The sequence below is a fragment of the Lysinibacillus sp. FSL R5-0849 genome (assembly GCF_038595075.1).
Taxonomy (GTDB): domain Bacteria; phylum Bacillota; class Bacilli; order Bacillales_A; family Planococcaceae; genus Lysinibacillus; species Lysinibacillus fusiformis.
On the sequence record NZ_CP152004.1, the window covers coordinates 3,069,657 to 3,094,193 of the forward strand.

Sequence of the window (24,537 nt, forward strand, 5' to 3'; positions counted from 1 at the left end):
CAAACTCAACATTCAATGAGCTTGCCTACGCTTAACGCGACTTTGCTTTTATTGTTGCACTTGATTTTTCTTTCTTTTGCGAAGGATGACATATAGGATCACTGCAATGACAATTATTAATCCTATAAATTCGGCAATTAGGACCAATGAAATTTCACCTTTTTTATCTGTTTTCACATCAGTATTATTAACGTTTTGATCTACTGCTACGACAAATTGCCCCTCTTTTGTTTCAATTGCTGCACCTGCTTGTGAATCAGTCTCTTTCAAGTGTGCATAAAAGTCTCCTTTAATAGAGGCATTCTCAAACGATTGTATCCATAATAATGGCTGAGTGTTCTGCCAAAAGTTTTTAGTCATATAAGCATATTGACCAATTGCCTCAGGTAAAAAGCCTTGTTGAATTAGTTGTTCAGAAGAATTTGGAATTTGGCTAGCATTTTTGGATAGCCATTTCAGCTGCTTCATGTCTCCCATAAAAATGACCGCATGCTTTTGTAAAGCTTCTTCGGTGACATCTTTGTCCTGCATAAGTGTGATATTGGCCATTTTGCCATTCATCATTAATGCCTTATACATAGATAGCATCTTTACATCATCCATGCTTTCATTATTAGGAATCACCATTAATGTATGATCATGAAAGGAATTCGGAAAATCACGTAAAGTAAAGGTTGGTTCAGTGGCATCTTTAGTGATCGATAAAGAACTAGCACTATCTATATATAACCAATAACGTTCATTCGTTGTTTCACATGGGTCCTCTAATTGAAAGCCTGTTACTTCAAATTGAATATCTGTCATAGATTGTTGATTAAGAACATTAGTTTGAATAGGTAGTAAAGCCTCATACATATCTGTAGTAGTTTGCTTTAGCTTTCGTAAATCTACCGAATGTGGGACATTATTGATATAGGCAATCAATTCAAGTTTTCGATCATCATCATGATTGTCTGGTATACTAGCTGATTTCTTTAACACTAATCGCATGACCGCTTCCTTATTGGCCTCTAATTGTGGCAAGGACACATAATAATGTGGGGTCATAGTTAATTGGCTAGACAAGGTTTGGTTTTCAAAGCCAAACTGCTGAAAGGAAATGGTTGAATCTGAAGTACTGTCTATTTTCGGTAAATCTTTAATGGCTAATGTATTTCCTATTAATTGCCCGGATAATCTAGATTCTGTTAAAAAGGATAATCGTTCCTCAATCGCTTTCCCATTCGTTGAAGTCACAGCCAAAATAGGTACCCGTTCATTTGAATCTGTATTAAGTAATTCCTGCATAGATAATGTCATGGTGTCGTCACTAACATTGATTTTATCTAATACATTTTTGAATAAGCTTGTACTAAATTCCTTTTGTGCGCCTAAGATAACAATAGGCCCAGACACTTGATTGACCGCATCTTCACGTTTAATCTGAACATTTGTATCACCATGCTCTGATAAATAAGCAGAGAGCTGGTATCCACTGTTTAAAGTTGCTTCAGAAGCTTGCTTTGGTAAAATAACTGTTGTTGCATATCCCTCATAACTCAAAAATGCAGTTGGATAACTAGTTAATGCCCATGCTTGGCTCTCCTCGCTAAAAGCTGACATGGAAGATAGTATATCGATACGTAACCAATTACCGGCATTACCAGGTGGCACACAAATACCTTCTTTTAGAATTCCATAAAAACTTGCAGTAATCTTGTGAGTCCCTTTTAATAAAGCCTCTTTTGGAAGATTAACGACAATCGTTTGCTTAAGTAAATCTGCTTTCAATGGCACCGTTTTGACCGCTACATCATCCACTTTCACGGTAAACGAGGATGGTGCTATAAGTAGCTCTGAATGTTGAATTTGAAAAGTAGCCTGCTGGCCATTTTGTTTCACATCATCTACTAGATTATAATAAAAATCTCTTGATGAGGATGGACCCTGTAATTCAATTGGCTGTGATAATAAAGGCTTGTTTTGCTTTTGATTGCCTTCTATCGCCATTGTTTTATCATCTACGGTAATGGTAGCCGCAACAGCGTCATTTGTAATACATAAAAAGCCTATAAAAAATAAAAGTATAGAGAAAAATTTGGCTCTCATTATTCCGCTCCTTTATCTGTTTGCTTTGAAAATCGTTCTGTTTTATACCATTGCACTTCTTGCCCAGTAAACATGCGCTTTATTTCTAAAAATAATGACCATACGACTAGTACAATCCACATTTGGGAATACGTAAAATACATAAGAATGACATATAAGAAATTCTTTCTATTCATTTCAGTTTTTTCAATACTTAAGGTAATCATTACTTCTCCTAAGAATAGTAAAAAGGCTAAAACCCATAAAACAAGGGCAATATCGCCAACGGTCAAACCAATGTCATAAAATAAATTAATAATAAATAAAGCATTGGATAAAATAACGCCAAAGAAAAATAAGAAATACGTAAAGAAGAAGTAAAATAAATCAAATATAATACTTTTTCTTTTTAAGGTGAAAAATTGACTTAAAAACTTCAGAACTACATATTGATTGCCCCTTGCCCATCTTGTTCGTTGTTTCCACCAAACTTTTAATGTCTCGGGCTCCTGCTCCCAAGTAATAGCCTTTGGGAAAAATCGAATATGATAGCCTAAGTTATAAACACGGATAGTCAGCTCTGTGTCCTCTGCTAATGCTTTTACATCCCATCCACCTAACTGCTCTAAAACTGTACGGCGAATGGCAAAATTAGTACCAGGAATGGTTGCTACCTTAAACCATTTCCAACGACCACCCTGAGCCATCCACTGGAAGCAAATCGTTTCTATATTAATAAACCTTGTCAACCAAGTTTCAGTCGCATTAATGACGCGAAACTTCCCTACAGTGGCCGCAGCTTTTGGGTCATTTATGAGACCCATTACTAAGTACCAAACTGCCATTTTTTCAGGTGTATTATCTGCATCATAGACCACTACAATGTCCCCTGTAGAATCAGCTAACGCAGAGTTTAATGCCGAAGATTTGCCCTTCCCTTTGTTAGGCTCCACGGTTTCAATCACTCGAATAAATGGAAATTTTTCAGCATACTGCTTGGCAATATCACCAGTTTCATCAGAGGAATTATCATTAATGACAATCACCTCTAATTTATCTTTAGGATAATACAAACGAGACATAGCCCGTAAAGTCTGCTCAATTACGAGTGCTTCATTATGAGCTGGTATAAAAACACTGACAGAGGGTACATGAGTCATTTTTTTAGACCACTCATCGATTGGTTTTTCAAATGAACGGAAATGTAAATAGCCCCCCTCCATTAAAAACATGTGGTAGAGCAGCATAATCCAAATGAGGAAAAGTGAAATAAAAAATAATAGATTAGCCATTTGTCTTCCTCTCCTCAAATAATCTCTTACGCAATGTAATTCGTAATCGTAAGGTACTTATAAAAAATAATGTAACAAACAAGGATACAACAAAGACAAGGATCCATAAAATTAATTCGAATGGCCGTTCATCAAATGAAATTTTTAAACGCTCTTTTTTAGAAAAAGATAAGTCAATGGTCTGTTCACCATCTTTATGTTGGACGATGGAAACATTCTCTGACTTTACTTGTTGGTTTGTTTGTCGGAAATTCATGAGTTCTATTTGCGGATGTCTTTTTAGCACATCAACAAGTTCTTGAGCATAAGAAGAATTTACATAAGCAGGATATTGAATACCGATAATGGAACTAGGAACCTGTAATAGTAAGTCTATTTTTCGTTTGACAGTATATAAAGGATTGCTGTCTGTATCAGGAATGATCCCTACTGTCATTGGATAGATGGTGCGGTTGTCCATTTTTGTGATATATAATGATGGACTATCTTCCGGGATACTCCCTTTAAATAAGCTATTCTCATCACGGCTTATAGATGGATAAATATTCCGTAATGCTAAATAATCAAGATTATTTTCAGGTGAAGTAGTGGAAGAAAGGATAAATGGATAACCTTCATTTTGTAGCTTTTGCAAATAACTTAATAATTTTTTATTATCATGTAAGTAATATATATTTTTTTCATATTCATCCATTAATATAGGTGTTACTTCAAGTGCAATCGGCACCCTATTTTTAGTGAATGCCTTCACTACCTTTTCTAACTTTCCCACATCTGTTTTCATATTAATATCTGATACAACAATAAAAGCTGGATGTGACTGAGGCTTGGGTAATTGCAATAAATCGCCCATGAGGGTAGGCCATTGATATTGTAAGGTTCCTCTATTCACAAAATCTCCGATATACGACCAATTGTTCTTTTTAACAACAAAAGGATAGGATTCATTCATTGAGGAGGCTCTTTTCAAGACTTCGAAATCAGCAGATGGTAATACACTTTTCCATCTTACAGGGTTGTCTAAACTTTCTTCCCCAATTGTTCGGAGCTCAATTATTTGACCTTGCTGCCATTTAGCAAATGGGCTGAATTGAAGAGCATTTTCACCAATCAAAATCGCAGAACCTTGAAAATGATTCACAGCAGCTAAAGCCTTCTCAGGAATAACTGTTGGATACGCGTTAAAAATAACAATCCGTTTATAACGTTGCAGCATCTGCTCTTCTATTTCTTCAATCGCTAAAACATCCACGGACGTATATACTTGAAGCATCTCTTGCAATGCTATAACATCACGATTTGGTTGCTGAGTACTTGTGACAAAGATTAATGCTATGTCTTTGTCATCTTGTGCAGCAAATGCTGTCTCACTTGATATGAAAGTATAAAAACAAAGCATTCCAATGGCGAACCATAAGTTGTATTTAGAGCGCACTTGTTTTCATCTCTCTTTCCAATTCTGTTAAAAGCTCATCAAATGTTGTTTCCATCAATGGTCGATAGGTCATAAAGCTTGTTTTATAATTGAGTGTGACCCATTTGCCATTGACCAATTGATGATTTTTTAATGCTTGATCTAGTTTGTCATAAATGACTTCCATATGCTGGTCTGTTGTATCGATTAGCAACAACCCTATATGATTTTCACGAAACCGAAACTTTTTATCCGTTTGTCTGACCGTTTGTTGAATTCGTTGGGAAAGCTGTTGCCATAAATGCTGTACCTCTTTTGCACCATACAGCTTTTGGAATTTATCATAATTTTCAAGCTTTAAAACCATAAAAACAAAAGTATGTTTATGTCGGTCTGCCCTACGCATTTCTTCATTGACGCTTATACGCATTCTCGTTTCATTATCAAATCCTGTTTCCACATCAATGGCTACATAATTTCTAACATCCTCTTGCAGTTTTTTTAAATAGTTTCCCTGTTCACTCATTAATTCATGCACCTTTCCAGCACAAAGAATGAGGATCAATAGTAGAATCCCGTAGGCGAAAAACATTTGCATGGAAAAAGTAGGATTTAGAAAAATTACAGCTCCTGCTATTCCTGTATATAGTAATGTCGAGCCTGTAATAAAAATAAAGACGAGGCTACTCACAAGACCAAATACTGTCCCTCTCCAAAGTGTAAGTACGATGAGAATCATTAAAAAGGAGTACAATAATAAGCCTTCAGCATCCTGACGGAGTAAAAAATAAGCTGGTAATTGTAACAATAAAATAAGTAATATTCCATAACCCAAAATAGCTTTATTTCTATTTATTGTGGTACGCATTTTCTACCTCCCTTTCTGCTAATAGTGGTAGTAAATTATCAAAACTATGCGTTGACTTTGTATGTTTATCGACATAGCCTGATGAAGGATCTTTTAGAGCTGTCATCTTTTCCATGAATTGCTGAGCTAATTGCTGTTCGTTTAATGCCAGCATATATCTTGCTGCCATGGCATAAACAGCTGGCGATTCAAAGTTAACGGTCGGTTGATTCGTTTGGGCACTGTAACGACCATAGAGTTTACCGTCTCTCTTCAAAAGGTTTAATAGCCAGTTTTTAAATGGCATTGTGTCCCCATCCATCGAAGCAAGATGATAGGCCGTATATAATTGATCGATCATGTGCAATTCCTCGTCGAACACATAGCTTTTAGTGGCAAGGTCAAAATATTTTGGGAAAAATCCTGCCTCAGCTATTGGGGCATTTTGTAAAATGTCTAACTGATGTTGAACTTGTTGCTGGGATAATAGACCATGCTGCTCCATTTCATAAAAAGCAGATGGCATAATATAGCTCATGGTTAAAGCTGTTGCTTTATCATGGCTATTAACATCGACATAATCGACAAACAGTTCTTGATTCATCCCATACTGAATCAAATTATCTCCAATTTGTTTACCCAATTGTTCATAATCTGAATCATGCCATTTCTCACTGGCATCCAGTAAAACACGGATGATACGTAAATCATCAATCAGTGCATTGACAGAAGCTTTTTTAGTACCATCTAATCGCCAAACAATAAAGTCGTTTGACAAAAAATACGATTTCAAGACATCGACTTGTTCATCAAAACGTGCCTGATCATCTTTTTCTACTAGATAGGCAAGCCATAAACCAACCGATTCAGATAAAAACACATCCTTTTGGGTATCTATATCTGTGCGTAATAAACCTTTTCCATTCATTAAATCTTCGATGACAAATTGTTCCGTCGGTGAAGTAGCAGGCACTTTTTGTAACGCTACCTCTTTTTCTGTACAGCATATTAAAAGAAAAACAACACTAACTATTAACAAAAACCATTTAAAATTTTTTATCATCGTCATCTTCCTCATTAATAGTTATTTTTCTATTATGAAATCCCGATTTTATATTATAGTATACAATAATTAGAAAGGCTAAGCTTTTATATGAGTAGAGTCATACTTTAAATATTCTTTATAAAAAAAGATGCCCAAAAAAGGTCTATAGACCCATCAGGCATCCCGGATTTATTCTATAAAAGCTATATTTTTTGGTAATTTCCTATTTAAAGCAAAAATTGTTATTACTATTTTTTTGAACACGGACCAATGGGGTCATTTATGTCTATTACTTCACAAGCTGTAAAATTGTTTTAAAATGTTCATGGTCTGCTCGTTGCAAAAGCTCATATAAAATCATCTCCATACTAGTTGGATAAATACCAAGGGCACTCATCTTAGCTAATCCGACTTCCTTATTTGCTTTTGTTCGAGATGAAACAGCATCTACCACTACCTCAACTTCAAATCCTTGTTCCTTTAGTTGTATAGCTGTTTGGTAAACACAAATATGCGTTTCAATACCAGTGACAATAAATTGAGAACGTCCACTTTCCTTCATCGCTTTCACAAATTCCTCTTCCTCACATGCACTAAAAGCCATTTTAGCAATTGCTTGTCCTTGAAGATGTTGTGCTATATCAAGTGCTGTACCGCCTAAACGACTCGGATTTTGTTCTAGCCATAAAATAGGTACTTCCAGTGCTTGCATTGCTTGTATCAGCTTAGCAATGTTTGCAATCGTTGCTTCACTCTCATCAACAATTGTTGCTAGCTTTCCTTGCACGTCAACGACTACTAAACAAGCTTCTTCTACTGTAAACATCGTGAACACCCCTTTTCTATTCTTTATTTATTATACAAAAGCTCACTTTAAAATGGGTTTATTTAAAATCCTATCGTACATATTGATTCATCGTCTGCATAAATAAACGTTATATTTTATATTCTAGCCGTTCCATATCTCCACGAGCATGCCCTTTTCCGCAGCTACTAAAATCCGAACATTAAATGGATTGTAACGGATGAAATTTATTTCAATTACGAAAATTCCAACTTTATTCCTGATAAAACTGTACTTTTCGTTCGTATTTGAATTAAAAACTCCTGCTAATTGTGTACATTTTGTTGCGAGGTTGTCGCTATTCTGCTCAAATATTAAGAATTTTATTTTTTCTCTTGAAAATTAAGTTATAATCCAGTAAAGTTCTGTTATCCCGCTTTAATGGTCCTATAGCTAATGATGTCTCTTAGACGATTAAAGCTCGATCAGGACAATGTATATTCAGCAGTTTATAGCCACTGGATAAAAATTTCACTTATTAATCAAACAAGGAGTGTACCCACTTTGACACAACGTGCATACAATTTCAACGCAGGTCCATCTGCACTGCCCCAAGAAGTATTAGAAAAAGCTCAACAACAATTAGTAGACTTCCGTGACTCAGGTATGTCGATTATGGAAATGAGCCATCGTAGTGCCATTTTTGACGAAGTACATAACGAAGCTATCGCCTTATTGAAAAAGCTATATGCGATACCAGAAAATTACGAGGTCTTATTTTTACAAGGGGGGGCTAGCCTGCAATTTACAATGGTGCCAATGAACTTCCTATCTACTGATCAAAAAGCAAGTTATGTATTATCAGGCTCTTGGTCTGAGAAGGCATTCAAGGAAGCAAAGTTTTTCGGTACACCTGTGGAAGCTGCTAGTACAAAAGAGAACCAATACCGCCATATTCCTGCCCTAGCAGACATTCAATTTAATGAGGATGATGCCTATGTGCACATCACTTCTAATAATACTATTTACGGTACACAGTGGAAGGATTATCCAAATACAGGAAATGTACCTTTAGTGGCCGATATGTCTAGTGATATTCTTTCAAAACCAATTGATATTCAAAAATTTGGACTCATCTATGCAGGTGCTCAAAAAAACCTAGGTCCTTCAGGTGTAACAGTTGTCATTATTCGCAAAGATCTTCTTGAAAAAGCGAATAAAAATATCCCTACAATGCTTAAATATACAACACATGCTGATAGTAATTCTTTATATAATACACCACCTACATTTGGTATCTATATGCTAGGTGAAGTGTTGAAATGGGTAGAATCTAATGGTGGAGTCGCTGCAGTTGAGAAGCACAATGAATTAAAGGCTAAAATTATTTATGATGCTATTGACAATAGCAATGGATTCTATAAGGGGCATGCAACTCCAGAAAGCCGTTCACTTATGAACATTACATTCCGCGTTGCCGATGAGGAACTTGAAAAACTATTCCTAGCGGAAGCAAAAGCAGCTGGCTTTGTAGGGCTAAATGGCCATCGTTCTGTAGGCGGCTGTCGTGCTTCAACATATAATGCTGTGCCATTAGAGGCTTGTGAAGCTTTAAGAGACTTTATGGTCGATTTCCAACAAAAACATCAATAATCTTATAAAAAATGACGATGATTTACGTTTCTGTAATGACTCGTCTTTTTTTGTTTGTCGATGATAATCTATCCCCATACAACTATCATTATAAAATTTTTATAGCAAATTTTTCTTTTAGGGCTTTGCACATAGCCTATTCTTTTGAGAAAAATATAGATTTTTAAGCGGACTATCGGACAGATTACCAGCCTCAATCTATTTACCAAACATAGATTATTACTGTAAGGATACCCTTACGAAAATAGAGGAAGGGAGGTCTGGACGATGGAAGATAGACGATATACAACACAGATGAACTGGCAAGGCTGTAAATGTCCAAAAAAAGAAGAGAAATGTTGTCCACGTAAAGAAGAAAAATGTACACCAAGAATGAGCAGTAACTGTAGAGGCTGTATTTGTCAGCAATTACGGAAATTAGAGCTTGCGACTAGACTAGATATCTTTTTATCTGGAGGTATTAGCTTCTTAGGTGTGACTTTCATTTCTTTCGATCCACGCAATTGCTGTGCTTACTTCCTTGAAGCAGGTGCGGCTGCTACTTCTCCTTTAATTGTAGACTGCAATCAAATTGTTGCGATTCGTAAAGTAGCAGTAGCTTAATAAAAATAGAGAGGGTACATCCTATTTGGAACTACCCTTTCTTTTACATAAGGCTCTGTTAAATTTAATTGTTGATTTTTTAAAAATTATTATGGGAACCTGATTTGTTGAGGTTTCTCATTCTTATTCAACTAACACTACTTACTTTAATAAGTTTAATAAGAAAAAGTGCTATGCTCATTTTGAGTTGAGCCTTTAGTTTTCTATTCGAATAAAGCATTTTTCATATATATCAATTGCTTCAATTTGTAGGTCATTTAAATTAATTTTCAACTCATCCTCACGTTTTTCATCTTCTTCACCTAACCAACAAATAAAAACTTCACAAAAATCGCCTTGTGGAAGCAATCCTTTTAGTAAGTGACATAAATAAAGAAAAGTTATTTTGGATTTTTCGTAGTTGTGTGGTGAATAAGTCTTTTGATATTCATTCATCTCCCAAATAGGATGACCTTTTTCAGATACTTCATAAATATAGGGCGTAGTAAAATGCTTCTGCTTAACTACATTACGATTTTTTTCTTTAGAGAAAACATAATCTATTTCAACCTCATCCTCTGTATAATATTCATTTAGTTTTACTGTAAAATTTAATCCAATATAAGTTGCCATACTCATTTTCATAAACTCCCTGCTGTTTAGTTGTTCAAGTAAATTGCCTAAGAATTAATTAAATATTACACATTGAATTTCGATATCTGCAAGCTTCGATAGGTTTCAGTCATTTCAAAAATAAATGATGTCAATAGAAATTCTTTGATATTGTGTTTTGTACTTTCGTTACTATGACTATCTATATATAAGAACCAAGCAAGGTAATTATCAAGGTATTTAGTAGCTACGCCTTTAAAACGATTTATCCAATGCTTTACACGCGAATGAAGTCCGTTAACTTTTGAATATGGTACAAACCTTTAATAACGTAATTTTCATCGTCTAATTTAATGCGATAATGCTCTATTCTTTTTTCATTTGCATAAGTTTTATAGGCTCTCCAAGCATCTGTAATAAGTACATTATTAGGCGATAATTTAGAGCCTATCATACCATCAACCTTTGTTTTCACCACACGCCCCAAACACGCTACTTTTGAAACGGTCGCTTTAGTTCGGTCTCTAGCGACAAGAACACAGACTTGTTCATTACTTATCCCTCTATGCTTAGATTTACCGCCAAGCTTTTAAAAGTTATTAATTTTCAACATTATTCTTTAACAGAGCCTTACATAAAAAAAACTCTGTCCATTTTTTAATGTGACAGAGTTTCATGCTTACAATCCGGGCATTTCCCATATATTTCAAACTTATGATTTTCAATTTCATAGTCGGGAAGCTTTTCTCCTAGCATTTCCATCGGACAAAGGTTGAGCTCTTTAACATTGCCACAATCCATACAAATAAAATGATGGTGATGATGTGCAGATTCACAGTGCATTCGGAAATTACGTTCTCCAGATAGCTCTGTTTCCTCTAAAATCCCTAGCTTCACAAATGTAGCAAGGTTACGATAAATGGTATCAAAGCTCATCCCCGGAAAATCTTTTTTTAAAACATCCAATAAATCACGGGCTGTTAGATATTTATCTGTTGCAGCAAACATATCTAATATTAACTCCCGCTTATCCGTTTTTTTATAACCATTTTCTTTTAAAATTTCCCACGCTCTTGAAACATTCATTGTGCTACCTCCCCTTGCTTCGCAGCCATTTTAAATGCTACTTTCTTTCCAAGGATCACAAGTAGCAATATTAAAATCGAAGTGACAACAATCGTACCTCCTGGCGCTAAATCTAAATAAAACGCACTAATCAGGCCGATTAATACTGCCGTTTCTCCAAAAACAATAGCATAAAAGATAGTTTGCTTAAAGCCCTTTGCCAATCGCATTGCAGCTGCAACAGGTAACGTCATTAATGATGATACAAGTAAAATTCCTACAATGCGCATACTTGCAGCAATGACAAGAGCCGTCACAATCATAAACAATAAATGCACCCAACGTGCTGGAAGGCCGCTTGCTTTTGCATATTCTTCATCAAAGGATAGAACGAATAATTCCTTAAAAAATAAAAACAAAAAGAGGATAACTACCCCAGCAATTCCAATCACCACCCATAGATCCTGGCGTGATACGGCAGATACTGAGCCAAACAGATAACTCATTAAATCTGTGCTAAAGCCGCTGGCAAGCGATATAAAGATAGCGCTTATGCCTATGCCGCCTGACATAATGATCGGTATAGCTAGCTCCTCATAGTGCTTATATAAACGTCTTAGACGCTCAATTAATATAGAACCACTAACAGATGCTAAAATTCCTAGATAAATAGGGTTGAGCAAAGCGAAGGCGGTCACAGATTGGCTAATATATAAGCTCCCTGCTATTCCAGCAAGTGTGACATGTGACAAAGCATCCGCAATTAGCGATAACCTTCTTACTACAATAAACACGCCTAATAGAGGGGCAAGTATGCCTATTAATAATCCAGAGAAAAAGGCATTTTGTAAAAATTCATAATGTAAAATTGCTTCAATCATTGTGCCTTCTCCTTCTAATGAATCTTTCTTACAGAATGGCCATACCAAGCATCTAGCGCACCCTGAGAAATATTATCAAATTCATTTTTGTAGCCATGGAAGTGAATGGTTTGATTTAAACAAGCCACATGGCTAATGCGATTAGATACGGTATCGACATCATGTGTGACAAGAATCATTGTAATTCCCTGTTCCCGATTTAATTTCGCCAGCATATCATAAAATGACTGCACGTTCTCGTGATCAATACCAACAGTCGGTTCATCTAAAATAAGTAATTTGGGATCACTGACTAAAGCTCTCGCAATAAAAACTCGTTGTTGTTGTCCACCTGATAGTTCACCAATATTACGATGTTCAAATGCATCCATACCAACTGCCTTTAATGCTTCTCGAACTTTTCCTTTAGCTTCTCGTCCTGGTCTTTTAAAAAGCCCTAATTTTTTCGTTAATCCACTTTTCACGACCTCTTGCACGGTTGCTGGAAACCCTGAATTAAAGGCATTGGATTTTTGCGAAACATAACCGATCCATTCTCGATGTTTAAAAGTTGCACTTGGTTCACCAAAAAGCTTTATTTCTCCTGAAAGAGGCTTTAATAAACCTAAAAGGATTTTTAATAATGTTGATTTACCCGAACCGTTTGGGCCGAGTAGCGCTAAAAAATCGCCCTCTTCTACACGAAAGGAAATATTTTTTAAAACTTGTGTATAGTCATATTGAAATGACACATTTTCAATGTCAATTAATGTTGTTTTCATGCATGATCGCTTCTTTCTAATTCAAAATCATTACGATTTACAAGTTGTAAGTATATAGGAAAGTGCAGTTTTTGTAAAGAAAAGAAGATAGCTACTTTTTGAATGAGAAAATGGCGACTATTTAAATCATTTGATCAACCATATTATAAAGGAGGATTGACTTTGAGTATTCAATTTTTACAGCAATTGGCACAAAGCACGGATAAGGAAATTGTCGCGATTGCTCGTGAAGAGGGCTTTGATATTACAACTTCTGAAGTAAAAAAACTTCGGCCTTATTTGGAGCAATTCTCATTCTCCTGGCTTTTCTTAGGCATTCCTAAAGATATTTTAGTTGAAGTGGAGGCTGTTTTAGGAAGAAAGCGCTCTCGTCAGCTAATCGCACTTTTTACAAAATAACGTAATAAGGCCCAACATCAGCACTGTGGCTAGATGTTGGGCTTCTTTGTTAGCCTTTTAAAGCCTCGATAAGCTCAGGCTTAAATGTACTGCTTCGCAACATATCAATTTCAGCTTGGTATGGAGCTGATTTTGATTTGGCATCACTAGCAAGTGGTACGAATGGTGTTTCTAAAATTTTAGGAATCGCCATTAATTGTGGATGGTGGACCACGTAGTTCAAGGCATCAAAACCAATGTGACCAAAACCGATATTTTCGTGACGGTCTTTAGCAGCGCCTCGCACATTTTTTGAATCATTAATGTGCAGAACTTTGATACGATCAACACCTATTAATTTATCAAATTCGTTGAGAACACCATCGAAATCCTCGACAATGTTATAACCAGCATCATGTGTATGACAAGTATCAAAACATACAGAAAGACGTTCGTTATGAGTGACACCGTCTATGATTTTTGCTAACTCTTCGAAGGAACGGCCACATTCTGTTCCTTTCCCTGCCATTGTTTCTAATGCAATTTGGACGGGATATTCTTGCGACAATACTTCATTTAAGCCTTCAATAATTTTGGCAATCCCTGCATCTGCCCCAGAACCCACATGTGCACCAGGATGCAAGACAATTTGTGTTGCCTCTAATGCTGCTGTTCGTTCAATTTCCGACTGTAAAAAATCTACCCCAAGACGAAAAGTTTCTGGTTTTTCCGTATTGCCAATATTGATGATATAGGGAGCATGAACGACAATATTAGTCATGCCATGCTCTTTCATATGAAGCAGTCCATTCATAATGTTCAAATCGGCAATCGCTTTCCGACGTGTGTTTTGCGGCGCTCCTGTATAGATCATAAATGTATTAGCTCCGTACGATAATGCCTCTTTACTAGAGCCAAGTAACATTTCTTTCCCACTCATCGAAACGTGTGAGCCAAGTAGCATGTAAAAAGCCCCCTTATTTTTTTCCTCTCGCTTTTAAACGACGTTCACGTTTTTTAATTTTTTCCATTTCCCATTTCATATTACGCTTATAGCCTGGTTTCACCTTTTTAGGTTTACGGACCAATGCCTTCGCTTTTACATCTATTTCATTCTCTTGTTTAACACGATTTTTACGGGCATGACGCTCTTTTAACTCGGACCATTCTCCATCTTTAACGTCCATTTGTACAAATGGAATACCCATTTTTTCCACACGCACTACTGCATCCTCTTCAGATGGCTCAAATAATGTAATCGCTGTTCCTTTATTACCTGCACGAGCTGTACGTCCAACACGGTGAATAAAGAATTCTAAGTCCTCAGGAATTTCATAGTTAATGACATGAGAAACTCCTTGAATATCAATTCCACGTGCCGCCAAATCTGTAGCAACAATATATTGATATTCGAGATCACGAACTTGCTTCATCATTTTCTTACGGTCACGTGGGCTTAAATCACCATGGATTTGTCCACAACGGATACCATGTTCATTTAAATAACCAGCAACATGCTCAGCCGTTTTACGTGTGTTAGTAAAAATAACAGCCAAAAATGGATTGATGCCTTCGATGACTTCTAATAAACGTTTATTTCGTGATTTAGAACGAACTGGTACAAGCATAAAATCAATGCCCTCTGCCACAGGTCGTTTATCATTCATGTGAACATGGACAGGTGCGTCCATATATTTTTTCAAAAAAGGCTGTAGCTTTTCTGGGATTGTTGCTGAAAATACGAACATTTCAAGTTTCTCTGGCATTTGGGAAGCAAATCCATCAATTTCCTCAATAAAGCCCATATCGAAAGCTAAATCTGCTTCATCAACAACTAGAATTGGTGCCGTATGCACAAATAACGCTTGTGCTGAAACAAGGTCACGAATACGGCCAGGTGTTCCAACAACAATTTGAGGTTGCGTTTTCAACTTATCAATAGAGCGTTGTTTGTCCGTACCCCCAATAAAAAGTTTTGCCTGTATGGCAGTTCCTTCTATTAATTGACTTAATGCATCATAAATTTGCTGTGCAAGCTCACGTGTAGGAGAAGTAATAACGGCCTGTACTTCCTGTTTCTCTACATCGATACGTTGAACAATCGGAATTAAAAAACTATGTGTTTTCCCTGTTCCTGTATGTGCCTGTCCAATGGCACTCTTCCCTTTTAGTAATAATGGAATAATTTCTTTTTGAATTGGTGTCGGTTCTGTAAAGCCAAGTTCTGCAATGGCGTCCTGCAAAAATGGCTGAAAATTATAATCAGTATATTTTGACATCATTCGTTCCTCCTAACATCTTTTTTCATTGTACCATGATTCGAACTTTAAGGTATATTTACATCCTATTCTTACAAGCATAAACATAATTTTATCGTTTTATGATCACCGTAACAAAGCCCTTATCAAAGGTACTTGAAATACGAAGAATATGCAATCAAAAAAGCGCTGTATCAAGACTCGAAAAAGCTGGGTATATGTAAATTTTATGTCAATTTATAGGGAGCTAATGATTAGCATTATTCCCACATGTTATGATGAGGCTGTAACATATTATAGGAGGTTGATAGATTATGAAAGCAGCAAGATGGTATAAAGCAAAAGACATCCGTGTAGAAAATATTGAAGAACCAGTCATTGCACCTGGAAAAGTAAAAATTAAAGTACATTGGACAGGAATTTGTGGAAGTGATTTACATGAATACGCAGCTGGTCCAATCTTTATTCCTGTAGAGCAACCTCACTATGTAAGTAAAGATATCGCACCAATTGTAATGGGACATGAATTCTCAGGCGAAGTAGTTGAAATTGGTGATGCTGTAACATCCGTAAAAGTGGGAGATCCTGTCGTAGTTGAACCGATTCTATCTTGTGGCGGATGTGCTGCCTGTAAAAAAGGTAAGTACAATATTTGTAAGCATTTAGGTTTCCACGGTCTTTCAGGCGGTGGAGGAGGATTCTCTGAATATACAATGGTAGACGAAAAATTGGTTCACAAAATGCCAGAAGGACTTTCCTACGAGCAAGGCGCATTGGTCGAACCAGCGGCGGTAGCCCTTCATGCAGTACGCCAAAGCAAATTAAAAGCAGGCGATAAGGCAGCGGTCTTTGGAACAGGTCCAATCGGGCTCCTTGTTATTGAAGCGTTACGTGCAGCAGGCGCGTCCGAAATATATGCAGTAGAGCTTTCAGCAGAGCGTGCCGCTAAAGCATTAGAACTTGGTGCTACAGCTGTTATTAATCCTAAAGATGAAGATGCAGTAGCTCGTCTACATGAATTAACGAATGGTGGCGTTGATGTAGCATTTGAAGTAACAGGTGTTCCAGTCGTATTACAGCAAGCGATAGATTCTACAACATTTGAAGGTGAAACAATTATTGTTTCTATTTGGGAAACTGACGCCTCTATTCTGCCAAACAATATCGTACTAACAGAGCGTTCTGTTAAAGGAATTATTGCTTATCGCGATATTTTCCCAGCGGTGATGGAATTAATGAAGCAAGGCTACTTCCCTGCTGATAAACTTGTGACGAAACGTATTGCTCTTGAGGAAGTCGTAACAGAGGGCTTCGAGGCATTAATGAAAGAGAAAAACCATATTAAAATCCTTGTAAATTCACAAGCTTAATATATAGAGTGACAGGTAGAGAAGCCCTCTACCTGTTTTTTTAATCTTTAGCTTTATCCATTTCTCCCCTAATTTCTAGATTCGCCATAAGGAAGTTCACCTTATCTTCTCCAAATACGCCTAATGTCCGTTTTTCTATATTGGCCTCTATAATTTTATTAATTTCTTCCTTTGAAAGCCCACTTGCTTGGGCAATTCGATCCACTTGTATTTGTGCCGCCTTCACACTAATATGTGGGTCCAATCCTGAGCCTGAGGCAGTCATTAAATCAGAAGGTATATCTTGTCGATGTACGGATGGATTTGCAAGTAGAAACTTCTCGATATCCGCCTCTATCCGTTTTCTCAATTCTGGATTGGTTGGTGCATAGTTAAATGTACCTGAGCTAACACCACTGTAGTTCACTTGGCCATTGTCATCTGGTAGCGTATCCTCTTTCGTATAAACATTATAGTTTACAGATGAAACACGCCCCCAGAAATATTCTGACGCAGTAAAATTTTGACCGATTAATTCAGAACCAACCGCTTGACCGTCCAATTCTAGTAAACTACCATTTGCTTGTTGATGAAATACCCCTTGGGCTAAGGCTGTCACGGCGAACGGGTATATTAAACCACATACAATGAACATGGCTATTGTCATAAGTAATGCCTGCTTAGAGCTCTCAAAAATTTTCCGCATATAGCTTCCTCCCTATAATCCAACTATACGAAATAATGGTCCTACTAGTAGATCAATGATTTTAATGCCAATAAACGGGGCTATTATTCCACCGACACCATACACAAGTAAGTTTTTATTTAATAATTTTGCGGCACTCATTGGCTTATACTTAACGCCTCTCATGGCGATTGGAATAAGCAATGGAATAATGACCGCATTAAAAATTAAGGCAGAAATAATGGCACTAGTAGGTGAATTGAGATTCATAATATTTAATGCTTTCATCTCAGGTACAGCAACCATTAGCATAGCTGGAATAATAGCAAAATATTTTGCTATATCGTTTGCAATACTAAATGTAGTTAAAGCACCGCGAGTCATTAGCAACTGCTTGCCAATTTCGACAACTTCAATAATTTTAGTTGGATTTGAATCTAAATCAACCATATTCGCAGCTTCCTTTGCTGCATTTGTACCTGAATTCATGGCAAGCCCTACATTCGCCTGTGCCAGTGCTGGCGCATCATTCGTACCATCACCAGTCATCGCTACAACTTTACCTTGTGCCTGCTCGTCTTTAATCACTTGAATTTTATCTTCTGGCTTACTTTCTGCAATAAAGCTATCTACTCCCGCTTCCTTTGCGATTGCTGCTGCAGTAAGTGGATTATCACCCGTACACATAATCGTTTTAATGCCCATTGCACGAAGTTGATCAAAGCGTTCCTTCAATCCAGCCTTGACGACATCCTTTAAATAAATGACCCCTAAAATTTTATCGTTTAACGCTACTAACAGTGGTGTCCCTCCAACAGAAGACACTTGTTGAACCAATTGATCCAAATTGCTAGGAATACTATGTCCTGCTTTCATACATTCTTTTTTTATCGTATCAGAAGCTCCCTTTCGAACTTTAGTGCCATCCACTGAATCTAAACCACTCATTCGTGTCTGTGCGGTAAATGGAATATGCTCACTTGACTTAATAATTGTTTCTTCACCGTCCGTATTTACCCCTAATTCGCAGGCCAATGATAAAATAGACTTCCCCTCTGGTGTATCATCGGTTAGAGAACTAAGCCATGCAGCTCGAATTAAATCCTTACTTTCCACCCCTTTTACTGGTAAAAACTCAGCCGCCATGCGATTTCCATACGTGATCGTTCCAGTTTTATCTAAGATTAATGTATCCACATCTCCACATGCCTCTACCGCTCTACCAGACATCGCTATAACATTAAATTGCGTTACTCTATCCATTCCTGCAATACCGATCGCTGACAATAAACCACCAATCGTCGTTGGTATTAAACAAACTGTCAGGGCAATTAATGTTGCGATAGAAATCGGCACATGTAAATATATTGTCATTGGATAGAGTGACACTACAACTAATAGAAAGATAATCGTTAAACTTACGAGAAGCGTATTGAGCGCTATTTCATTTGGTGTTTTCTTTCGGCTAGCTCCTTCAATAAGCGTTATCATTTTATCTAGAAATGATTCACCTGGCATGGACGTAATTTCAATTATCAGCCAATCACTTGTAACCGTCGTCCCTCCGGTAACTGACGAAAAATCTCCCCCACGTTCCTTCACTACAGGAGCAGATTCACCTGTAATTGCGGATTCATCTACAGTAGCAATTCCGTCAATAACTTCACCATCATTAGGAATGATCTCTCCCGCTTGAACTAACACGATGTCGCCTTTTTTTAATTCATGTGCCAGTTTAAAAATTTCAGAGCCATCATTAAGCAAAACACGTGCCTGTGTCACTGTCTTTGTTTTTTTTAAAGTTTGAACCTGTGCTTTCCCTCTTCCTTCTGCAATCGACTCTGCAAAATTTGCAAATAGAATCGTAACAAAGAGTATAATCGCTACAATCCCATTATATAATCGTGCATGTTCTCCACCATCGTTACCAAACATATTTGGAAAAAGAACTAATAGTAACACAAACAAAAATCCTACCTCTACGACAAACATAACAGGATTTTTCAGCATATATATGGGGCTGAATTTCTTAAAAGCATCTATTAACGCTCTTTTTAGTATGTCACCAGTCATCAAACTATTTCTTGCTGTTTCCATATGTGTCTCTCCTCATTAAGAATAAAGTTGTAAATGCTCTGTAATCGGACCAAGTGCTAAAGCTGGTAAAAATGTCAGCGCACCAATCATCAACACGATAGCAACGAGTAAAAAAGTAAAGGTAGTCGTATCTGTTTTTAATGTTCCTAGTGAATCGTTATGCCTTACTTTATTAGCAAGTAAAGAGGCAATAGCTAATTGCATGATGATGGTTACATAACGACCAAAGAACATAGCCAGTCCTGTTGTTACATTCCAAAAAGTTGAATTATCCGCTAACCCTTCGAAGCCAGAGCCATTGTTAGCTGAGGCAGAGGCGAATTCATAGAGAACTTGTGATAATCCATGTGCCCCAGGATTCGTTATTCCAGCTATCCCAGATGGTGTTGCAACCGCAAGCGCTGAAAATAGCAAAATAATAGCAGGATGAATTAGAATACAAAGAGCAATTAATTTCATTTCTTTTTCTTCAATTTTTTTACCTAAAAACTGTGGAGATCGACCAATCATTAAACAGGCAATGAAAATGGTCAGCAAAACATACATCATCATGTTCATCAGCCCAACGCCTTTACCTCCGAACACAACATTGAGCATCATATTAAACATAGGTACGAGGCCACCAAGTGGCGTTAATGTATCATGCATATTGTTAACGGACCCAGTAGTAAATGCAGTCGTAACAGTCGTAAATAATGCTGATTGTGCTACCCCAAAGCGCATTTCTTTTCCTTCCATACTTCCAAGCTCCTGTGTAATGCCGAGTTCACTAATGAATGGATTACCAGCCTTCTCTGCTATGTACACAGTCACTAATCCTACGAGGAACAATATACTCATCGCTGTAAAAATAGCCAGCCCTTGTTTGCCAAAAATAGTGTTCTTTTTTCTAGAGACAACCATCAGACTAAACGCGACAACACATGCCCCTGGCAATAGCATCATAGATAACATCTCTACTATATTGGAAAGAACGGTTGGATTTTCAAAAGGTGTTGTTGAATTCGCTCCGTTAAAACCGCCACCATTTGTCCCTACATGTTTAATAGATTCAAGAGAAGCAATCGGTCCAAGTGCAATATCTTGTAATTTGCCCTCAATTGTTTGTACGGTTTGATTGCCATTTAAGGTTTGTGGTGATCCTTGAGAAACTAAAATAAGAGCCACAACAATGGAAAAAGGCATTAAAATACGAGTAATAACACGAACAAAATCGACAAAAAAATTCCCTATTGTATCTGTTTTAGCCACTAACCTACGACAGAAAGCCATACAAGCTGCATAGCCAGTAGCTGCTGATGTAAACATCATAAAAGTAATGACTAGCATCTGTGATAAATAGCTGAGTCCAGATTCACCACTATAATGCTGAAGATTTGTATTCGTTATAAATGAAATAATCGTGTTAAACGAAAGGGTAGCTTCCATATTGTTGATATTATTTGGATTTAAAAATAGTAATGCTTGAATGCGTAGTATGATATATCCCACAAACACCATCATGGCATTTGAAATAATTAATGAAAGTACATATTCTTTGCCCGTCATATTAGCTCGTTTAATGCCGCAAACTTTATAAATTGCTGCGTCTACTTTATCTAATAGAGGATCAAGCCATGTTTTTTGTTGTAATGTAACCCGATATAAATAATGTCCCGTTAAGATAACGAGCGGTAAATAAATCATCAATACGATGGCTATTTGCCACATAGTGTGTCCTCCCTGCCTTTAATAATTTTCTGGGTACAGTAATGCATGCCCTAAATAACCAAAAAGAAATACTAGTACTACTCCAATAAAAATCCACAAATTGACTTCCTCCTCGTTACTTTTCTACTAGTTTGTAGCACCATACTGTTAACGCCAAAACACATGCAAAGCTTATGATCAGTAAACCCATCATAAAAAAATCCATCAATCGTAACACCCCTTCTCCTTAAGGATGCTCTCATCATACTGACTTTGAAATTAATGTAGTGTTAGGAAATCCTTTTTTCTATTAAGAAAGGATAAAGAAGCAAAATCTTTACACTTTCTTAATGGAAGTTAACGCTATAATACAAATGAGGTGAAAGAGGATGGAAAATATACGTCCCACTCCAGAGATGTTACTTGCGAGGCTTCAACAGGAGGAACAATCTATAGGGAAATTAAAAATCTTTCTCGGCTATGCTGCAGGGGTAGGTAAAACTTATGCCATGTTAGATGCGGCACATCAGGCACAAAAACTTGGTAAAGATGTAGTGGTTGGCTATGTGGAACCGCATCCTCGTCCAGAAACGTTAGCATTACTAGAAGGACTTGAGCAAATTCCTACAAAGAAAATAACCTATAAGGGAAAAACATTTCAGGAATTAGATATAGATGCCGTGTTGCAGCGCCAACCAGAAATTGTTCTGATCGATGAATTGGCCCATTCTAATGTGCCAACCATGCGGCATAAGAAACGTTTTGGAGATGTAGAAGAACTACTTGCTAAAGGGATTCATGTTTTTACAACTGTAAATATTCAACATATTGAAAGTCTTCATGATTTAGTGGAAGAAATCACTGAGATTAAAGTGCGGGAGCGTATCCCTGATTATATAATCGATCAAGCCGCGCAAATAAAGGTTGTCGACATTGAACCAGACGAATTAATTCAACGTCTGCAAAATGGGAAGGTATATGGTAAACAACAGGCAGAGAAAGCTTTGCATTCATTTTTCCGTAAGCAAAATTTAGTATCGCTACGTGAAATCGCATTACGGCGAACAGCCGATACCATCAACTATCAACAATTAAACAGTAATGAATCTGTCAGAAACTATGTACAAATCGAAGAACACTTACTCGTAGGTATCAGTAGTTCTCCTACAAATGCAAAGGTGATTCGGACTACTGCAAGACTTGCTCAAGCATTGCATGGCAAATTTACAGCTCTTTATGTTCAAAACATGCAGGCGCATGAAAGAAATCATGCTGATTCTGAACGCCTACAACAACATATCAAACTAGTAGAACAGCTTGGCGGCCATGTTGTCATTGTTCAAGAAGATGACGTAGCTGCCGCCCTTGCCAACTATGCTCAAATTAGTGGTGTTACTAAACTTGTCATCGGTCGATCAAGTATGAGAAAAAAATGGTGGCAGCCAAACACGAAAATTAGTGATCGCCTGAACGAATATGTGCCGAATTTATCTATACACATAGTGCCCGATCAAGAAAATGAACAATTCTACTTTCCTAATATCAAAAATAAACTAGCATTTGAATGGCTGGATCTATTTAAAATGTTTATCGTATTTAGCGTAATATCCATAGTCGGCCTATATTTGTATTCAATTGATATTAGCGAGCCTAATATCATAACCATTTATATTCTAGGTGTTCTCATTCTTGCTATTTGGTCATCAGGATGGATAATGAGCATTATTAGTTCCATCGTTGCTGTTTTACTTTTTAATTATTTTTTTACAGAGCCACGGTTTTCATTTGATGCGTATCATCGTGACTATCCTATGACTTTTTTTATCATGTTTCTCTCTGGCGTAATTACTAGTAGCTTAACGAAAAAGATCAAGGCGCAAACGATTATAGCTATACGAAAATCTTATCGAATGGAAGTACTACTTGAAACAAATCGTAGACTGCAACACGCAAAGTCTATTGAGGAAATTATTACGGAAGGCATGACTCAAATTGTCAAATTAGTAGAAAAACCAGTGCAATTTTTTGAAATAGACAATCAGGTAATTGGGAAATCTACTTTTTTTCGTACGGAGAAAATTTCTACAATTGAAAATCAAAAAATAGCTACGCTTTTTAATAACCCAAATGAGCATGGCGTTGTGAGCTGGGTGACGAATAATAAGCATGTAGCTGGTGTATCCACAGATATATTTCCTGAAGTGAATGCTTACTATATACCCGTTATTTCTAATGGAAATGTGAAAGGGGTTATAGGTATTGCACTGTCTAAACTATTGCCACTTCCTGCATTTGAACGCAATATTTTGCATGCCATCATTAATGATTTTTCATTCGCAATGGATAAATGGTATTTACAGAAGCTCCACGAAGAAGTTGCGCGAGAAGCTGAAATGGAACAGATGCGAGCTAACCTTTTACGGGCAGTGTCTCATGACCTTCGAACACCGCTCACTGCTATTTCTGGAAATGCGGATATCTTACTAAACAACGCACCTCTAATACCCGATAGTGAAAAAAATAAATTGTATGAGGATATTTATAATAATTCGAAATGGCTTGTACAAATGGTTGAAAACCTACTAGCGGTTTCTAAGCTAGAGGATGGACAATTTGCTTTAGAAATGCAATTAGAATTAGTAGAAGATATTATTCAAGAGGCTCTTTCCCATGTTGTTCACCAAAATAGCTCGCATACAATATCCTATCAAATAGAACCAGAATTTTTATTAAGCCTAATGGATGCTAGATTGATCATACAGGTTTTCATCAATATCATCGATAATGCATTGACCTACACACCCCCAGGTAGTGACATTACTATTTTGGTGAAGGAATGTGATGGTTTAGTAAATTTCAGTATTTCAGATAATGGACCAGGAATTGATGATTCCTTAAAGAGTAGCTTGTTTGAGCCGTTTACGACTGGCAAGGTACAACGCAGTGATAGTAGACGTGGGCTCGGTTTAGGCTTAGCCCTGTGTCAAACAATTTTAAAATTACATGGTAGTCACATCACTGTTGCAGATAATAAACCTCAAGGAACAATTTTTAACTTTTCACTGAAAAAGGAGTAAA

20 protein-coding genes and 1 pseudogene are annotated in these 24,537 nt (G+C 36.9%); 5 read left to right on the forward strand and 16 right to left on the reverse strand.

Going from position 1 to position 24,537, the window contains the following annotated elements:
- Positions 1-48: 48 nt before the first annotated feature.
- From MKY80_RS15065 to MKY80_RS15090, 6 genes are all read right to left on the reverse strand, one after another.
- The gene (locus tag MKY80_RS15065) at positions 49-2,088 is read right to left on the reverse strand and encodes a cellulose biosynthesis cyclic di-GMP-binding regulatory protein BcsB (RefSeq protein WP_089986126.1); all 2,040 of its coding nucleotides are present in this window, start codon (positions 2,086-2,088) and stop codon (positions 49-51) included.
- The gene (locus tag MKY80_RS15070; RefSeq protein ID WP_008178379.1) at positions 2,088-3,359 is read right to left on the reverse strand and encodes a glycosyltransferase; all 1,272 of its coding nucleotides are present in this window, start codon (positions 3,357-3,359) and stop codon (positions 2,088-2,090) included. Before MKY80_RS15070 ends, MKY80_RS15065 begins: the two co-directional genes overlap by 1 nt.
- The gene (locus MKY80_RS15075; protein ID WP_342530009.1) at positions 3,352-4,794 is read right to left on the reverse strand and encodes a DUF2334 domain-containing protein; all 1,443 of its coding nucleotides are present in this window, start codon (positions 4,792-4,794) and stop codon (positions 3,352-3,354) included. Before MKY80_RS15075 ends, MKY80_RS15070 begins: the two co-directional genes overlap by 8 nt.
- Complete coding sequence (locus tag MKY80_RS15080) at positions 4,784-5,641, reverse strand: diguanylate cyclase (protein ID WP_008178382.1); 858 nt, start codon at positions 5,639-5,641, stop codon at positions 4,784-4,786. Before MKY80_RS15080 ends, MKY80_RS15075 begins: the two co-directional genes overlap by 11 nt.
- Entirely contained in the window at positions 5,622-6,683 is a 1,062-nt protein-coding gene (locus tag MKY80_RS15085) for a hypothetical protein (RefSeq protein ID WP_239355465.1), read from the reverse strand. The genes MKY80_RS15080 and MKY80_RS15085 overlap by 20 nt, the downstream gene beginning before the upstream one ends.
- 271 nt (positions 6,684-6,954) lie before the next feature.
- A complete protein-coding gene (locus MKY80_RS15090; RefSeq protein ID WP_090002531.1) occupies positions 6,955-7,491 on the reverse strand; it encodes a hydrolase in 537 nt (178 codons plus the stop codon).
- Positions 7,492-8,013: 522 nt separating this feature from the next.
- Here MKY80_RS15090 and serC point away from each other — a divergent pair.
- Positions 8,014-9,102 carry a 3-phosphoserine/phosphohydroxythreonine transaminase gene (serC, locus tag MKY80_RS15095; RefSeq protein ID WP_089986129.1) on the forward strand — a complete coding sequence of 363 codons (1,089 nt, stop codon included), beginning with the start codon at positions 8,014-8,016 and terminating at the stop codon, positions 9,100-9,102.
- A 267-nt stretch (positions 9,103-9,369) separates the two neighbouring features.
- Entirely contained in the window at positions 9,370-9,705 is a 336-nt protein-coding gene (locus MKY80_RS15100) for a hypothetical protein (RefSeq protein ID WP_342530011.1), read from the forward strand.
- 195 nt (positions 9,706-9,900) lie between these two features.
- Here MKY80_RS15100 and MKY80_RS15105 read toward each other — a convergent pair whose 3' ends face one another.
- From MKY80_RS15105 to MKY80_RS15125, 5 genes and pseudogenes are all read right to left on the reverse strand, one after another.
- Positions 9,901-10,323, reverse strand: coding sequence for a hypothetical protein (locus MKY80_RS15105; protein WP_089986130.1), 423 nt, complete (start codon positions 10,321-10,323; stop codon positions 9,901-9,903).
- A 59-nt stretch (positions 10,324-10,382) separates the two neighbouring features.
- Positions 10,383-10,879, reverse strand: a pseudogene (locus MKY80_RS15110) (IS1595 family transposase); the annotation flags it as partial.
- Positions 10,880-10,953: 74 nt separating this feature from the next.
- Positions 10,954-11,382 carry a Fur family transcriptional regulator gene (locus MKY80_RS15115; RefSeq protein WP_008178397.1) on the reverse strand — a complete coding sequence of 143 codons (429 nt, stop codon included), beginning with the start codon at positions 11,380-11,382 and terminating at the stop codon, positions 10,954-10,956.
- Positions 11,379-12,242, reverse strand: coding sequence for a metal ABC transporter permease (locus tag MKY80_RS15120; protein WP_043990478.1), 864 nt, complete (start codon positions 12,240-12,242; stop codon positions 11,379-11,381). The genes MKY80_RS15115 and MKY80_RS15120 overlap by 4 nt, the downstream gene beginning before the upstream one ends.
- Before the next feature lie 14 nt (positions 12,243-12,256).
- A complete protein-coding gene (locus MKY80_RS15125) occupies positions 12,257-13,003 on the reverse strand; it encodes an ABC transporter ATP-binding protein (RefSeq protein ID WP_089986131.1) in 747 nt (248 codons plus the stop codon).
- Positions 13,004-13,165: 162 nt separating this feature from the next.
- On the opposite strand from MKY80_RS15125, the gene MKY80_RS15130 reads away from it, so the two are divergent.
- Positions 13,166-13,402 (forward strand): Nif11 family protein, encoded by a 237-nt coding sequence (locus tag MKY80_RS15130; protein WP_012295215.1) that lies wholly within the window; start codon positions 13,166-13,168, stop codon positions 13,400-13,402.
- Positions 13,403-13,451: 49 nt separating this feature from the next.
- On the opposite strand, the gene MKY80_RS15135 is transcribed toward MKY80_RS15130, so the two are convergent.
- Together MKY80_RS15135 and MKY80_RS15140 are read right to left on the reverse strand one after the other, a co-directional pair.
- Entirely contained in the window at positions 13,452-14,345 is an 894-nt protein-coding gene (locus MKY80_RS15135; RefSeq protein WP_089986132.1) for a deoxyribonuclease IV, read from the reverse strand.
- A gap of 13 nt (positions 14,346-14,358) precedes the next feature.
- Complete coding sequence (locus MKY80_RS15140) at positions 14,359-15,660, reverse strand: DEAD/DEAH box helicase (protein ID WP_089986133.1); 1,302 nt, start codon at positions 15,658-15,660, stop codon at positions 14,359-14,361.
- 293 nt (positions 15,661-15,953) lie between these two features.
- Here MKY80_RS15140 and MKY80_RS15145 point away from each other — a divergent pair, with 293 nt between their 5' ends.
- On the forward strand, positions 15,954-17,009 hold the full coding sequence (locus MKY80_RS15145; RefSeq protein WP_089986134.1) for a 2,3-butanediol dehydrogenase: 1,056 nt from the start codon (positions 15,954-15,956) through the stop codon (positions 17,007-17,009).
- A gap of 40 nt (positions 17,010-17,049) precedes the next feature.
- Here MKY80_RS15145 and kdpC read toward each other — a convergent pair whose 3' ends face one another.
- Genes kdpC through kdpA form a run of 3 tightly spaced genes read right to left on the reverse strand, consistent with a single transcriptional unit; the run spans position 17,050 to position 21,480 of the window.
- Positions 17,050-17,694: a potassium-transporting ATPase subunit KdpC gene (gene kdpC, locus MKY80_RS15150; protein WP_089986135.1), complete on the reverse strand. Its 645-nt coding sequence runs from the start codon at positions 17,692-17,694 to the stop codon at positions 17,050-17,052.
- 12 nt (positions 17,695-17,706) lie between these two features.
- Positions 17,707-19,770: a potassium-transporting ATPase subunit KdpB gene (gene kdpB / locus MKY80_RS15155; RefSeq protein WP_342530013.1), complete on the reverse strand. Its 2,064-nt coding sequence runs from the start codon at positions 19,768-19,770 to the stop codon at positions 17,707-17,709.
- Positions 19,771-19,785: 15 nt separating this feature from the next.
- Positions 19,786-21,480 carry a potassium-transporting ATPase subunit KdpA gene (gene kdpA / locus MKY80_RS15160; protein ID WP_090002535.1) on the reverse strand — a complete coding sequence of 565 codons (1,695 nt, stop codon included), beginning with the start codon at positions 21,478-21,480 and terminating at the stop codon, positions 19,786-19,788.
- Between the two features lie 368 nt (positions 21,481-21,848).
- Between kdpA and MKY80_RS15165 the strand changes: the two genes are divergently transcribed.
- Positions 21,849-24,536, forward strand: a complete 2,688-nt coding sequence (locus tag MKY80_RS15165) for a sensor histidine kinase KdpD (RefSeq protein ID WP_089986137.1) — start codon at positions 21,849-21,851, stop codon at positions 24,534-24,536.
- Position 24,537 lies beyond the last annotated feature (1 nt).

Bases quoted from the DNA above. Each gene is read 5' to 3' on its own strand.
- MKY80_RS15065 (WP_089986126.1), bottom strand. From the start codon at position 2,088: ATGAGAGCCAAATTTTTCTCTATACTTTTATTTTTTATAGGCTTTTTA.
- MKY80_RS15070 (WP_008178379.1), bottom strand. From the start codon at position 3,359: ATGGCTAATCTATTATTTTTTATTTCACTTTTCCTCATTTGGATTATG.
- MKY80_RS15080 (WP_008178382.1), bottom strand. From the start codon at position 5,641: ATGCGTACCACAATAAATAGAAATAAAGCTATTTTGGGTTATGGAATA.
- MKY80_RS15085 (WP_239355465.1), bottom strand. From the start codon at position 6,683: ATGATAAAAAATTTTAAATGGTTTTTGTTAATAGTTAGTGTTGTTTTT.
- MKY80_RS15090 (WP_090002531.1), bottom strand. From the start codon at position 7,491: ATGTTTACAGTAGAAGAAGCTTGTTTAGTAGTCGTTGACGTGCAAGGA.
- MKY80_RS15100 (WP_342530011.1), top strand. From the start codon at position 9,370: ATGGAAGATAGACGATATACAACACAGATGAACTGGCAAGGCTGTAAA.
- MKY80_RS15105 (WP_089986130.1), bottom strand. From the start codon at position 10,323: ATGAGTATGGCAACTTATATTGGATTAAATTTTACAGTAAAACTAAAT.
- MKY80_RS15115 (WP_008178397.1), bottom strand. From the start codon at position 11,382: ATGAATGTTTCAAGAGCGTGGGAAATTTTAAAAGAAAATGGTTATAAA.
- MKY80_RS15120 (WP_043990478.1), bottom strand. From the start codon at position 12,242: ATGATTGAAGCAATTTTACATTATGAATTTTTACAAAATGCCTTTTTC.
- MKY80_RS15125 (WP_089986131.1), bottom strand. From the start codon at position 13,003: ATGAAAACAACATTAATTGACATTGAAAATGTGTCATTTCAATATGAC.
- MKY80_RS15135 (WP_089986132.1), bottom strand. From the start codon at position 14,345: ATGCTACTTGGCTCACACGTTTCGATGAGTGGGAAAGAAATGTTACTT.
- MKY80_RS15140 (WP_089986133.1), bottom strand. From the start codon at position 15,660: ATGTCAAAATATACTGATTATAATTTTCAGCCATTTTTGCAGGACGCC.
- MKY80_RS15145 (WP_089986134.1), top strand. From the start codon at position 15,954: ATGAAAGCAGCAAGATGGTATAAAGCAAAAGACATCCGTGTAGAAAAT.
- kdpC (WP_089986135.1), bottom strand. From the start codon at position 17,694: ATGCGGAAAATTTTTGAGAGCTCTAAGCAGGCATTACTTATGACAATA.
- kdpB (WP_342530013.1), bottom strand. From the start codon at position 19,770: ATGGAAACAGCAAGAAATAGTTTGATGACTGGTGACATACTAAAAAGA.
- kdpA (WP_090002535.1), bottom strand. From the start codon at position 21,480: ATGTGGCAAATAGCCATCGTATTGATGATTTATTTACCGCTCGTTATC.
- MKY80_RS15165 (WP_089986137.1), top strand. From the start codon at position 21,849: ATGGAAAATATACGTCCCACTCCAGAGATGTTACTTGCGAGGCTTCAA.